Below are 13,418 nucleotides of genomic sequence, written 5' to 3' on the forward strand. Positions count from 1 at the left end.
GGAGCACGGCGGCTCGCGCAGGCCGCTGCCCAGCGGGGCGGAGGCGGCCACGGCCGGCCGGGCGAGCCGGGCCGGTCGACCCCCGCCCGTGGAGCGGTGTGCCCCACCGTCCCGAGGACCGGCGTGGACCGCTCGATGCGGGTCCCGGCTCCCTGCTGCCGGGTTCAGAACTTCCGGAAACCGCGCGCCTGTTCGGCCGCCCCGACCACTGCCGCCAGGTCCGCCCCGGTCGAGGCCGTGACGACGGCCGCCACCGCGCCCTCCACGAAGGGGGCGTCCACCAGGACCACCCCGTCGCGCGGATGATCCTCCAGTACGACCCGTGCGGTGAGCACCGAACTGCCGAGGTCCGGCACCATGACCACCCCGACGCCGCCGTCCGCCTCCTCGACCGCGCGGACGATCAGGTCGTAGCTGGTGCCGAGACTGCCGTCCTCGGTGCCCGCGGCGATCGCCACGGTGACGCCGTCGGAACCGAGTTCGGCGAGGAGCTCGCGCAGTCCGGCCGCCATGGCGGGGCTGTGCGAGACGAGAACGATACCCACGTGCTTGGCCATGCTCCGACCCTAGCCCGCTTCATCGCCCGCCAGTCGACGGCCAGTTCGAGACTCGGCGTGTCGTATCGCTCACCAAGCCGTGTCGGCTGGCGTAACGTCACCTTCAAGATCTGCCGAGGGAGTGTGCCTTGAAGAAGCTGATCAACTCACCGGAAACCGTCCTGACGGACGCGCTGACCGGACTCGCCGCCGCGCACCCGGAGTTGGCGGTCGACATTCCCAACCGTGTGATCAGCAGAGCGGGCCGTCCCGGACGTCCCAAGGTGGCCGTGATCTCCGGCGGCGGCTCGGGCCACGAGCCGCTGCACTCCTGTTTCGTCGGCCGCGGCATGCTCGACGCCGCCTGTCCCGGCGAGGTGTTCACCTCCCCGGTGCCCGACCAGGTACTGACCGCCGTCCGGCGGGTGCACAGCGGCTCGGGCGTGGTCCTGATCGTGAAGAACTACACCGGCGATGTGATGAACTTCCAACTCGCCGCCGAACTGGCCGCCGAGGAGGGCATCGAGATCCGCACGGTCCTGGTCAACGACGACGTCGCGGTGGAGGACTCGACCTGGACGGCGGGCCGCCGGGGTACCGGGGCGACCGTGATGGTGGAGAAGATCACCGGTGCGCTGGCCGAACGCGGCGCACCGCTGGACCAGGTGGCCGAGACCGGCCGGCGGGTCAACGCCGCCTCCCGCTCCTTCGCCGTCGCGCTCACCGCGGCGACCACGCCGGCCGCCGGGAAGCCCGGCTTCGACCTGCCGGAGGACGAGATCGAGATCGGCGTCGGCATCCACGGCGAGCCGGGGCGCCGCCGGGAACGGCACCGCCCGGCCGCCGAACTGGTGGCCGAAGTGGTGGACACCATCCTCGCCGACCACGAACTGACCGCGGGCGACGAGGTGATCGCCCTGGTCAACGGACTCGGCGGCACACCGCTGCTGGAGCTGTACGTGGTCTACGGGGAGGTGCGGGCCAGGCTCGCCGAGCGCGGTGTCCGGATCGCCCGCAACCTGGTCGGCAACTACGTCACCAGCCTTGACATGGCGGGCTTCTCGCTCACTCTGACCAAGGCCGATCCCGAACTGCTGGAGCTGTGGGACGCCCCAGTGGCCACCCCGGCCCTGAACTGGTCCTGACCCCGATCCCCCTGGAGGAGCACCGAAGTGGACATCGAACTCGCCCTCGCCTGGGTCCGGGAGACCGCCGCCGCCGTCGAGCAGCAGGAGTCGTACCTGACCGAGCTGGACTCGGCGATCGGCGACGGCGACCACGGCAGCAACCTGCGCCGTGGCTTCACCGCCGTGATCACGGCCCTGGACACCCTGGAGCCCGACTCCATCGGAGCGGTCCTCGCCAAGACCGGCACCACGCTGATCTCCAAGGTCGGCGGCGCCTCCGGGCCGCTGTACGGCAGCGCGTTCCGCGCCATGGGCAAGGCGCTCCCGCAGGCCACGGCCACCCCGGCCGAGCTGGCCGCCGCACTCGCCGAGGGCCTGCTGGCGATCCAGCAGCTGGGCGGGGCCGCGCCCGGCGACAAGACCATCGTGGACGCCTGGGCACCGGCCGCCGCCGCCTTCGAGGCCGCCGCCGCCGACGGTCTGCCCAGTGCGGCCGACGCCGCGGACGCGGCCGCCGCCCAGGGCGCGCGCGACACCGTCCCGCTCCAGGCCCGCAAGGGCCGCGCCTCCTACCTCGGCCCCCGCAGCACCGGCCACCAGGACCCCGGCGCGACCTCGACCGCCCTGCTGTTCCACACCCTCGCCCAGGTCACCCACGCCGCCTGAACCACCGGCGGGCGCCGCCCCGGGGCAGGGCCGCGCCCGGCGCGAAGTCGTACCCGCTCGGGGGTGCGAGGAGCCGCGTGCGCGACCGCGCACCTCACCAGCGGTCCAGTCACGCGCTCCCCGCGCCCCGGGCGCTACCGGCGTCCCCGCCCCGGACTCGCTCAGCCGACCTTCGACCGGTCCTGATCCGTCCGGCTGATCAGCAGCAGCGCGTCGTCGTCGAGCTCCCCGCCGGTGTGCACCAGCAGGTCCGCATAGACCCCGCCCGACCGCGCTCTCCAGCTCCGTCGCCGAGCGCGCGGCGTCCCGCACCAGCGACCCCACCCGTTCGGCCAGCGGATAGAACTCGCCGGACCCGTGGTGCCTGGCCTCGATCACCCCGTCCGTGCAGAGCACCACGTCCTCGGGGCCGAAGATATCGAAACATATCGGAGGAATCCCAGCACTGCGCCACGCGCCAATATCCGGAATACCAACGAATTGTCCGAATTGTCATACCGTACGGGAGCGTGACCCCGTCCACCGCCGGAACGAGGGAAGGCGACCGCTGATGTCCGGGCCCGGCAGCACCCCGCCACCGTCGACCCCGCACTGGGGCCGCCCCGTCCAGCCCGGCGGCCGGCCGCCCGGCCACCCGCCGAGCCGGCCACCGGGATGGCCACCGGGCCCGCCCGGCGGCGCACCGCCCGCCCCGCCCGCCGTCGCCCCGACCCAGCACTGGCTGAAGCTGCTCCTCACCGGCCTGGCACTCTGGGGCGCCACCGTCGTGGTCACCTTCCTCACCGGCAACAGCAACCTGGTCCCGACCATCGTGCTACTGGGCAGCTTCCTCGTCCCGGCCGCCTTCGTGGTCTGGGCGTACGAACACTTCGCGACCGACGTCGGCACCGAGCGGATCTTCGCCTGCTTCGGCATCGGCGGCATCATCGGCGTACTGGGTGCCTCGGTCCTGGAGAGCTACTTCGTCTCACCCTCGGCGTGGATGTACGTGCTCGTCGGGCTGATCGAGGAGGGGGTGAAGCTGGCCGCGCTGATCGCCGTCGCCCGGCGGATGCCGGTCACCGGGCTGCGGCACGGGCTGGTGCTGGGCGCGGCCGTCGGCGCCGGATTCGCCGCCTTCGAGAGCGCCGGGTACGCCTTCAACGCCGTACTCACCGTCCAGGGACTCTCGCTGCGCGACCTGGTCGAGACCGAGATCCTGCGCGGCGTCCTGGCCCCGGTCGGGCACATCCTGTGGACGGCCATCCTCGGCGGCGTACTCTTCCGCGAACGGCAGGGCACCCACTTCCGGCTCAACGCCCCGGTGCTGCGCACCTACCTGGGCGTGGCACTGCTGCACGCACTCTGGGACAGCATGAGCGGCATCGCCGTCTGGCTGGTCGCCCACACCACCGCCAGCGCCTACCAGCGGGCCCTGTTCACCCTCGGCTACCTCCCCTCACCCACCGAGGAACAGGTGCACCTCTACACCCTGTACGACGTCGGCGGCCTGGTGCTGGTCTCCCTCGGGGGCCTGCTCTGGCTGCTCGCCCTGATCCGGCACGGCCGGACGCCCTGACCGCGCACTCGCCCGGGCGGGTGGTTCCGGCCACTCGCCGGAACCAGGCGCCGCACTGCTCCGACCATCGGAGAACCACCCGCGCGGACTGCGACATGCGCCACATTCCTTGCTCGAGGAATACCCCCTAGGGGTACTGTGGCGTGGACGGACAGAAGCGCGAACCACGCAAGCGTCCGAGCGGACCCGCTCGGACGGTACCGACCCGGAGGCCCCGAATGTCCAGCACCACCACCTACACCGTCAGCGGCATGAGCTGCGGCCACTGCGAGAAGTCGATCAGCGAGGAGGTATCCGCCCTGCCCGGTGTGATCGAGGTCTCCGCCGACGCCGGGGCCGGCACCGTCACCATCTCCTCCGACTCCCCGCTGGACGAGGACGCCGTGCGCGCCGCCGTCGACGAGGCCGGCTACGAACTGGTCGGCCCCGCCACCTGAGCCCCCCGCGGGGGCGTGCCCCGGCCCGCCCCCGCGCCCGCACCGACCTCGGCAAGGAGCGACGAGCATGAGCAGCACCACCCCAGGCATAGCGTCCGGGGCCGTCCGCGAGCGGGTGGAACTCTCCATCGGCGGAATGACCTGCGCCTCCTGCGCGGCCCGGATCGAGAAGAAGCTCAACCGGATGGACGGCGTCGAGGCCACGGTCAACTTCGCCACCGAGAAGGCCCGGGTGGACTTCGCCCCCGAGGTGAGCGTGGCCGACCTGATCGCCAGGATCGAGCAGACCGGCTACACCGCCGAGCTGCCCACCCCGCCCGCCGCTCCGGCAAGTCCCGCGGCGGAGGCCGGACCGCGGGCCGAGCCCGACCCGCTCTGGTCGCGGCTGCTGGTCAGCCTCGCGCTCTCGGTGCCCGTGGTGCTGCTCTCCATGATCCCCGCCCTCCAGTTCGACAACTGGCAGTGGCTGGCCTTCGCCCTCACCGGCCCGGTCGTCGTGCACGGCGGCCTGCCCTTCCACCGCGCAGCCTGGACCAACCTCAGGCACGGCGCGGCCACCATGGACACCCTGGTCTCGCTCGGCACCCTGGCCGCCTTCGGCTGGTCGGTCTGGGCCCTGTTCTACGGCGACGCCGGGATGCCCGGGATGCGCCACGAGTTCTCGCTCTCGGTCGGCGGCGGCGATGCCTCCTCCTCGCTCTACCTCGAGGCGGCCGCGGGCGTCACCACCCTGATCCTGCTCGGCCGCTGGCTGGAGCACCGCTCCAAGCGCCGCGCGGGCGCCGCCCTGCACGCCCTGCTGGACCTCGGCGCCAAGGACGTCGCGGTGCTGCGGGACGGCCGCGAGGTACGGCTGCCGGTCGACCGGCTCACCACCGGCATGCGCTTCGTGGTGCGCCCCGGCGAGAAGATCGCCACCGACGGCGTGGTGGTCGAGGGTGCCTCCGCCGTGGACGCCTCGATGCTCACCGGCGAGTCCGTCCCGGTCGAGGTCACGGTCGGTGACCCGGTCACCGGCGCCACCGTCAACGCCGGCGGCCGCCTGGTGGTCGAGGCCACCCGGGTGGGCGCCGACACCCGGCTCGCCCGGATGGGCAAGCTGGTCGAGGACGCCCAGAACGGCAAGGCCTCCGCCCAGCGCCTGGCCGACCGGATCTCCGCCGTGTTCGTCCCGGTGGTCATCCTGATCGCGCTCGGCACCCTGGTCACCTGGCTGCTGCTCGGCCACGGCGCCGCCGAGGCGTTCACCGCCGCCGTCGCGGTGCTGATCATCGCGTGCCCGTGCGCCCTGGGCCTGGCCACCCCGACCGCCCTGATGGTCGGCACCGGCCGCGGCGCCCAGCTGGGCATCCTGATCAAGGGCCCCGAGGTCCTGGAGACCACCCGGGCGGTGGACACCGTGGTGCTGGACAAGACCGGCACCGTGACCACCGGGCGGATGGCGCTCACCGCCGTGCACACCGCAGAGGGCGTGTCCGAGGCCGAGGCGCTGCGGCTGACCGGCGCCCTGGAGCACGCCTCCGAGCACCCGATCGCCCAGGCCGTCGCCCAGGCGGCGGCCGCCCGGGTCGGCGAGCTGCCCGCCGTCGGAAGCTTCGAGAACGTCCCCGGACAGGGCGTGCGGGGCGTGGTCGAGGGCCGCGAGGTGGCGGCCGGGCGCGAGGCGCTGTTCGCCGACCGGTCCCGGCGGCTGCCGCCCGCGCTGGCGGCCGCCAAGTCGGCCGCGGAAGCGGCCGGCCGGACCGCCGTCGTGGTCGGCTGGGACGGCGCGGCCCGGGCCGTGCTGGAGGTCTCGGACACGGTCAAGCCCACCAGTGCCGAGGCGATCCGCGAGCTGCGGGCGCTGGGCCTGCGTCCGGTCCTGCTCACCGGTGACAACCGGAGGGTCGCCGAGGCCGTGGCTGCCGAGGTCGGCGTCCCGGCCGAGGACGTGATCGCCGAGGTGCTGCCCGAGGACAAGGTGGCCGCGGTGCGCCGGCTGCAGGCCCAGGGCCGCTCGGTGGCGATGGTCGGCGACGGTGTGAACGACGCCGCCGCACTCGCCCAGGCCGACCTGGGCCTGGCCATGGGCACCGGGACCGACGCCGCGATCGAGGCCGCCGACCTGACCCTGGTCCGCGGCGACCTGCGCTCGGCCGCCGACGCCATCCGGCTCTCCCGCCGCACCCTGGCCACCATCAAGGGCAACCTCTTCTGGGCGTTCGCCTACAACGTCGCCGCCGTACCGCTGGCCGCGGCCGGCCTGCTCAACCCGATGGTCGCCGGCGCCGCGATGGCCTTCTCCTCGGTCTTCGTGGTCACCAACAGCCTCCGTCTGAGGCGCTTCACCTCCGCGTAGCCGCCCGGGCCCTCGCGGCCCCGAGGCACCCGGCGGCCCGCTCACGCAGCCTCGGGTGCCCAGGGCCGATCGGGGTGCCTCAGGGCCGATCGAGCGGCACGCGGCGAAGGGGTCAGCGCCCGAGCAGCTCGCCGCCGTTGCAGTGCAGGATCTCGCCGGTGATGAACCCCGCCTCCGGCGACGCCAGGAAGTACACCGCCGCCGCGACCTCGCCGGTCTCACCGATCCGGCCGAGCAGGGTGCGGGCGGCCCGCCGCGACACCTCCGCGTCGTCCAGCCGGGGGCCGAAGAACTCGGTGCCCGCGACCGTCCCGGGCGCCACGATGTTGGCGGTGATGCCGGAGGGCCCGAGCTGGGCGGCCAGGAAGTGGTTCCAGGCGTGCAGCGAGGCCTTGGCGGCCCCGTAGGAGCCGGCCCCGCGCAGGGCGGCGATCGAACTGACCGTGACCACCCGGCCGGTGCCCTGGGTCAGCCGGTCCCGGATCGACTCGGTCAGCATCACCACGGTGAGGACGTTGCGCTCGAAGTCCCCCCGCCAGCGCGCCAGCACGGCGTGCGGCCCGGCCCCGATCACGGTCTCCCGGCTGCCGGCGTTGTTGACCAGTACGTCGATCTGCTCGGGCAGCTCGGCCAGCGCGTCCTCGACGGCGTCCGGGTCGGCCAGGTCGCAGACCAGCGGCGTGACGTTGGCGCCCAGGTCGGCGGCGGCCTGCTCCAGCACCGCTCGCCGGCGCCCGACGATCACGACCTGCTCGCCCGCCTCGGCGAAGCGCCGGGCCACCTCGTACCCGATGCCCGTACCGCCACCCGTGACGACGACGTTTCTGGCCATCTGCGCGCTCCCTCCCTGCCCGCCGCCGCTGCTTCGGCGAGCGCGGCCGGTCCGTACCGGATTGGCACGATTCCTATCACGCTGGGTTGCCGCGTCTGCGGGGAGGGTGATGTCGCGCGCTGCGGATCGTGTGATATGAGCGGGGGTACGGACGCATACAGAGCGTGGAGAGAGCCAACTCACACCCTCCAGGCGTAACTTTGCGCCCCCTGATACGTCTTACCTTTTGTAGTGCGGCAGCTTTTGGTGGGCAGCGGCGCCGCGAACGGCATCACGTCGTCGCAGGGCCCACCGCTGTCGCCGACGGGGCTCCGGCGGGCCCCGGGACGACTGCCGGCAGTTCGGCGGTCATCGCGCACGACGCCGGGGCGCGGCCGGCCAGGAACGCTTTGAGCGGCCGTTCCTGGCCCGGCCGCCCTCGGGCGTCGTGCGTTGTCGCGTCGAAGGGCCCGGCTGCCATGGCAGCCGGGCCCTTCGGTTCCAGACCGGTGTCAGCGCACGTCGAGAGCGACGTAGTCGCGGATCTCCACGCCGGTGTAGATCTGCCGCGGACGGCCGATCCGGCTGGTCGGGTCGTTGATCATCTCGTGCCAGTGGGCGATCCAGCCCGGCAGCCGGCCGAGGGCGAACAGCACGGTGAACATGCTGGTCGGGAAGCCCATGGCGCGGTAGATCAGACCGGTGTAGAAGTCCACGTTCGGGTAGAGCTTGCGCGAGATGAAGAACTCGTCGTTGAGCGCGTGCTCCTCCAGCTTGAGCGCGATCTCCAGCAGCTCGTCCGTCTTGCCGAGCTGGCCGAGGACCTCGTGGGCCAGGATCTTGACCTGCGCGGCGCGCGGGTCGAACGCCTTGTACACGCGGTGACCGAAGCCCATGAGCTTCACGCCGTCCTCGCGGTTCTTCACCTTGCGGATGAAGGCGTCGACGTCGCCGCCGTCCTTCTGGATCTGCTCCAGCATCTCCAGCACGGCCTGGTTGGCGCCACCGTGCAGCGGGCCCCAGAGCGCCGAGATGCCGGCCGAGATCGAGGCGAACTGGTTGGCGTGGCTGGAACCCACCAGGCGGACCGTGGAGGTCGAGCAGTTCTGCTCGTGGTCCGCGTGCAGGATCAGCAGCTTGTCCAGCGCGTTGACGATGACCGGGTTGATCTCGTAGTCCTCGGCGGGGACCGCGAAGGTCATCCGGAGGAAGTTCTCGACGTAGCTCAGGTCGTTGCGCGGGTAGACGAACGGCTGGCCGACCGACTTCTTGTAGGCGTAGGCCGCGATGGTCGGCAGCTTGGCCAGCAGGCGGACCGTCGACAGGTGGCGCTGGCCGGCGTCGAACGGGTTGTGGCTGTCCTGGTAGAAGGTGGACAGCGCGCCGACGACCGAGGACAGCATCGCCATCGGGTGGGCGTCGCGCGGGAACCCGCCGAAGAAGCGCTTGACGTCCTCGTGCAGCAGGGTGTGCTGAGTGATCTCGGCGTTGAACTTCTGCAGCTGGTCCGCGGTCGGCAGCTCGCCGTTGATCAGGAGGTACGCGGTCTCGATGAAGCTGCCCTTCTCGGCCAGCTGCTCGATCGGGTAGCCGCGGTAGCGCAGGATGCCCTTGTCGCCGTCCACGAACGTGATCGCGGACTTGTAGGCGGCGGTGTTGCCGAAGCCGTTGTCCAGGGTGACCAGACCGGTCTGCGGAAGCAGCTTCGAGATGTCGAAGCCGGCGTTGCCAGCAGTGCTCTCGACGACGGGGTACTCGTACTCGCCGTCCTGGTACCGCAGTACTACCGATGTGTCGCTCACGTCTTCCTCACCGACGAAATGAAAATCCCTAGGTGTCCTGACTGACTCTACGATCCCCCATCCGAGGGACAGCTGCTCACCCGGGGTGGGCCGAAAAGGGCCCGGTCCTACAAAACCTGTCACCACCGCCGGTATGTACCGGACAAGATCGGCGTCAGACTAGGCTCTGCCTTAAATCTCTTTACGTCAAGACAACCTCGGAGCCGCAACCCCCTTGGACGATCATCCAGTCGCCAGTCGATGATCAAGCGCAGAGTGCCTCCGACCTGCACTGACCGCCCGAACAGCCTGTCCGATCGCTCTCCGTGACCCGACCAGCACCACCAGTTTCTTCGCCCGTGTCACGGCCGTGTAGAGCAGGTTCCGCTGCAACATCGTCCAGGCCGAGGTGGTGACGGGAATCACCACCGCCGGGTACTCACTCCCCTGGGAACGGTGGATGGTCACCGCATACGCGTGCGAGAGCTCGTCCAGCTCATCGAAGTCGTACGGCACCTCCTCGTCCTCGTCGGTGAGCACCATCAGTCGCTGCTCCTCGACGCTGAGCGAGGTCACCACCCCGACCGTGCCGTTGAAGACGCCGTTCTGCCCCTTCTCGTAGTTGTTCCGGATCTGGGTCACCTTGTCACCCACCCGGAAGGTGCGGCCGCCGAACCGGCGCTCCGGCAGCCCCTCGCGCGCCGGTGTGACCGCCGCCTGCAGCAACGTGTTCAGGTTCCCCGCGCCCGCCGGACCCCGGTGCATCGGGGCCAGCACCTGGACGTCCCGGCGGGCGTCGAGCCCGAACTTCTGCGGGATCCGGCGGGCCACCACGTCCACCGTCAGCCCGGCCGCCCGCTCGGTGTCCTCCTCGACGAACAGGAAGAAGTCCTTCAGCCCGTCGGTGATCGGCGGCAGCCCTTCGTTGATCCGGTGCGCATTGGTCACCACACCGGACTGCTGCGCCTGCCGGAAGATCCTGGTCAGCCGGACCGACGGGATCGGGCTGCCCTCGGAGAGCATGTCCCGCAGCACCTCGCCCGCCCCGACCGAGGGCAGCTGGTCCACATCGCCCACGAACAGCAGGTGCGCCCCCGGCGCGACCGCCTTCACCAGCTTGTTCGCCAGGATCAGATCCAGCATCGACGCCTCGTCGACCACCACCAGGTCCGCGTCCAGCGGTCGGTCCCGGTCGTACGCGGCCTCACCCCCGGGACGCAGCTCCAGCAGCCGGTGGACCGTCGACGCCTCCACCCCCGTCAGCTCCGACAGCCGCTTCGCCGCCCGCCCCGTCGGCGCCGCCAGCACCACCTTCGCCCGCTTGGCCAACGCCAGCGTCACGATCGACTTCACCGTGAACGACTTGCCGCAGCCCGGACCGCCCGTCAGCACCGCCACCTTCTCGGTCAGCGCCAGCTTCACCGACTCCTGCTGCTCGGACGCGAGTTCGGCCCCCGTACGCTGCGCCAGCCACCCCAGCGCGGCCGTCCAGTCCACCTCCGCGAAGCCCGGCATCCGGTCGGTCTCCGACCGCAGCAACCTGATCAGCTGGTTCGTCAACGAGATCTCCGCCCGGTGGAACGGCACCAGATACACCGCCGTAACCGGCTCCCCGGCCTCCCCCGGCACCGGCTCGCGGACCACGCCCTCCTCGGCCACCAGCTCCGCCAGGCAGTCGATCACCAGGCCGACATCCACCTGAAGCAGCTTCACCCCGTCGGCGATCAGCCGCTCCTCGGGCAGGTAACAGTGCCCCTGATCACTGCTCTGCGACAGCGCGTACTGCAGCCCCGCCTTCACCCGCTCCGGACTGTCGTGCGGGATGCCAACCGCCTGCGCGATCTTGTCGGCCGTCAGGAACCCGATGCCCCAGACATCGGCCGCCAGCCGGTACGGCTCGTTCTTCACCACCCCGATCGAACTGTCGCCGTACTTCTTGTAGATTCGCACAGCCAGGGACGTGGAGACTCCGACCCCCTGCAGAAAGACCATCACCTCCTTGATGGCCTTCTGCTCCTCCCAGGCCGCGGCGATCATCTTCGTCCGCTTCGGCCCGAGCCCCGGCACCTCGATCAACCGCCCGGGCTCCTGCTCGATCACCTCCAGGGTGTCCACCCCGAACCGCTCCACGATCCGCTCGGCGAACCGCGGCCCGATCCCCTTGATCAGCCCCGACCCCAGATAGCGCTGGATGCCCTGCACCGTCGCGGGCAGCACGGTCGTGTAGTTCTCCACCATGAACTGCTTGCCGTACTGCGGATGCGAGCCCCAGCGCCCGAAGAGCCGCAGCGACTCCCCCGGCTGCGCGCCCAGCAGCGCCCCGACCACCGTCAGCAGATCGTGCGACCCACGGCCCGTGTCCACCCGGGCAACCGTGTAGCCGGTCTCCTCGTTGGCGTAGGTGATCCGCTCCAGCACCCCCTCCACCTGGGCCAGCTGGCGCTGCGGCGGCTGCCCGCCCGAGGGCCCGGGCCGGCCCTGGTCGGTGCTGCTCCCGTCCGCCTGCCGGGCCGACCGCTGCTGCATCCCCACCAGGCCCCCTCTTCGCTCGGTTACCGGTGACCTTCCGCCACGCACCGTACCGCCCACCACCGACAACCCGGGAACTCCGGCCGTCCGCCGCCCTCCCCGGGCCCGGCAGCCCGGTTGTGTCCGTCCGGGGCAGGCCCGAGGATGCCAGAGGGGGCACCACCGCGTCCGTCGAAGGATCACCATGCTCACCACCGACTTCGTCCCCGGCTCCCCGATCTGGCTCGATCTCGGCAGCCCCGACCCCGGCGCCTCCCGGGACTTCTACTCCGCCCTCTTCGGCTGGTCCCTCGACTCCGCCGGCCCCGACGCCGGCGACTACGGCTTCTTCCGGCTGGACGGCAGGACCGTCGGCGCCCTCGGCCCGCTCACCGAGGAGGGCGCCGCCCCTGCCTGGACGGTCTACTTCGCCACCGAGGATGCCGACGACACCACCGCCCGGGTCCGGCGGGCCGGCGGCGGCGTGCGCTTCGGCCCCGTCGACGTCTTCGGCCACGGCCGGATGTCCGGCCTCACGGACCCGACCGGCGCCCAGTTCGCCGTCTGGCAGGCCCGCGACACCGGCGGCCTCGGCGCGGTCACCATTCCCAACAGCCTCTGCTGGACCGAACTGCTGAGCGCCGACCCGGCCGCCGCCAAGGACTTCTACCGCTCCGTCTTCGGCTGGCAGGAACAGGACGTCCCGTTCGGCGAGGCCACCTACACCGTGCTCACCCCCGTCGGCGGCGGCACCAGCAGCGGCCAGGGCGGCATCGTGCAGCTGACCGCTGACCAAGCAGCCGCCGGCCTCGGCTCGCACTGGCTCCCGTACTTCGAGGTCCCCGACGCCGACGCCACGATCGCCAAGGCCCGGCAGCTCGGCGGCGCCGTCCGGGCCCCGGCCAGGAACGCCCACGGTGTCGGCCGCTTCGCCCAGCTGATCGACCCGCATGGCGCCCCCTTCGCCGTCATCACCAGTGCGGGTCCTGGTGACTGACGGACGATCACCACCGGAGGGCCCGTCCGGGCCGCGACAAGGGGTGCTGAGCGGTCTGGACTAGGGTCTGCCGACATGACCACCGAACTGAACATCCGCCCCGCCGTCCCGGCCGACCTGCCCGCGATCGTCGCCATGCTCGCCGACGATCCGCTCGGAGCGACCCGGGAGTCCCCCGACGACCTGACGCCCTACCAGGACGCCTTCGCCCGCATCACCGCCGCCCCCGACCAGCACCTGATCGTCGCCGAGCGGGAGAACCGGGTCGTCGGCACCCTCCAGCTCTCGGTCCTTCCCGGCCTCTCCCGCCGCGGCACCAGCCGCACCATCATCGAAGCCGTGCGGGTCCACGACACCGAACGCGGTAACGGCCTCGGCACCGAGCTGATCCAGTGGGCCGTCGACCGCTCCCGCGAACTCGGCGCCGGCCTGGTCCAGCTCACTTCCGACGCGACCCGCACCGACGCCCACCGCTTCTACGAGCGCCTCGGATTCGTGCCCTCTCACGTCGGGTTCAAGCTCGCCCTCTGACTCGGCCGTGTCCGTGTCCGCGCCCGCCGACCTGATCCCGGATCTGCCCGGAAATGCGGAAAGCCCCTCCCGGTATCCCCGGGAGGGGCTTTCACTAAAAATTGTTCGGCGGCGTCCTACTCTCCCAC

11 protein-coding genes are annotated in these 13,418 nt (G+C 71.6%); 7 read left to right on the forward strand and 4 right to left on the reverse strand.

Features of this window, described 5'->3' with window-relative positions; translation table 11 throughout:
* Positions 1 to 164: 164 nt before the first annotated feature.
* The gene (gene dhaM / locus ACZ5ON_RS28100) at positions 165 to 557 is read right to left on the reverse strand and encodes a dihydroxyacetone kinase phosphoryl donor subunit DhaM (RefSeq protein ID WP_344635123.1); all 393 of its coding nucleotides are present in this window, start codon (positions 555 to 557) and stop codon (positions 165 to 167) included.
* A gap of 128 nt (positions 558 to 685) precedes the next feature.
* Here dhaM and dhaK point away from each other — a divergent pair, with 128 nt between their 5' ends.
* From dhaK to ACZ5ON_RS28125, 5 genes are all read left to right on the forward strand, one after another.
* A complete protein-coding gene (gene dhaK, locus ACZ5ON_RS28105) occupies positions 686 to 1,681 on the forward strand; it encodes a dihydroxyacetone kinase subunit DhaK (protein ID WP_465598495.1) in 996 nt (331 codons plus the stop codon).
* 27 nt (positions 1,682 to 1,708) lie between these two features.
* Entirely contained in the window at positions 1,709 to 2,329 is a 621-nt protein-coding gene (gene dhaL, locus ACZ5ON_RS28110) for a dihydroxyacetone kinase subunit DhaL (RefSeq protein ID WP_465598498.1), read from the forward strand.
* A gap of 550 nt (positions 2,330 to 2,879) precedes the next feature.
* Positions 2,880 to 3,887: a PrsW family glutamic-type intramembrane protease gene (locus ACZ5ON_RS28115; RefSeq protein ID WP_465598501.1), complete on the forward strand. Its 1,008-nt coding sequence runs from the start codon at positions 2,880 to 2,882 to the stop codon at positions 3,885 to 3,887.
* 218 nt (positions 3,888 to 4,105) lie between these two features.
* Positions 4,106 to 4,324 carry a heavy-metal-associated domain-containing protein gene (locus tag ACZ5ON_RS28120; RefSeq protein WP_465598504.1) on the forward strand — a complete coding sequence of 73 codons (219 nt, stop codon included), beginning with the start codon at positions 4,106 to 4,108 and terminating at the stop codon, positions 4,322 to 4,324.
* Positions 4,325 to 4,391: 67 nt separating this feature from the next.
* Positions 4,392 to 6,662, forward strand: a complete 2,271-nt coding sequence (locus ACZ5ON_RS28125) for a heavy metal translocating P-type ATPase (RefSeq protein WP_465598507.1) — start codon at positions 4,392 to 4,394, stop codon at positions 6,660 to 6,662.
* 112 nt (positions 6,663 to 6,774) lie between these two features.
* On the opposite strand, the gene ACZ5ON_RS28130 is transcribed toward ACZ5ON_RS28125, so the two are convergent.
* From ACZ5ON_RS28130 to recD2, 3 genes are all read right to left on the reverse strand, one after another.
* Positions 6,775 to 7,494: an SDR family NAD(P)-dependent oxidoreductase gene (locus tag ACZ5ON_RS28130; protein ID WP_465598510.1), complete on the reverse strand. Its 720-nt coding sequence runs from the start codon at positions 7,492 to 7,494 to the stop codon at positions 6,775 to 6,777.
* A gap of 491 nt (positions 7,495 to 7,985) precedes the next feature.
* Entirely contained in the window at positions 7,986 to 9,275 is a 1,290-nt protein-coding gene (locus ACZ5ON_RS28135) for a citrate synthase (RefSeq protein WP_465598513.1), read from the reverse strand.
* A 222-nt stretch (positions 9,276 to 9,497) separates the two neighbouring features.
* Positions 9,498 to 11,780: an SF1B family DNA helicase RecD2 gene (gene recD2, locus ACZ5ON_RS28140; protein ID WP_465598538.1), complete on the reverse strand. Its 2,283-nt coding sequence runs from the start codon at positions 11,778 to 11,780 to the stop codon at positions 9,498 to 9,500.
* Between the two features lie 187 nt (positions 11,781 to 11,967).
* Between recD2 and ACZ5ON_RS28145 the strand changes: the two genes are divergently transcribed.
* Both ACZ5ON_RS28145 and ACZ5ON_RS28150 read left to right on the forward strand, forming a co-directional pair.
* Complete coding sequence (locus ACZ5ON_RS28145) at positions 11,968 to 12,759, forward strand: VOC family protein (protein WP_465598516.1); 792 nt, start codon at positions 11,968 to 11,970, stop codon at positions 12,757 to 12,759.
* Positions 12,760 to 12,834: 75 nt separating this feature from the next.
* Complete coding sequence (locus tag ACZ5ON_RS28150) at positions 12,835 to 13,290, forward strand: GNAT family N-acetyltransferase (protein ID WP_465598519.1); 456 nt, start codon at positions 12,835 to 12,837, stop codon at positions 13,288 to 13,290.
* The last annotated feature ends 128 nt before the right edge of the window (positions 13,291 to 13,418 follow it).

This window comes from Kitasatospora sp. NPDC032150 (assembly GCF_055579945.1).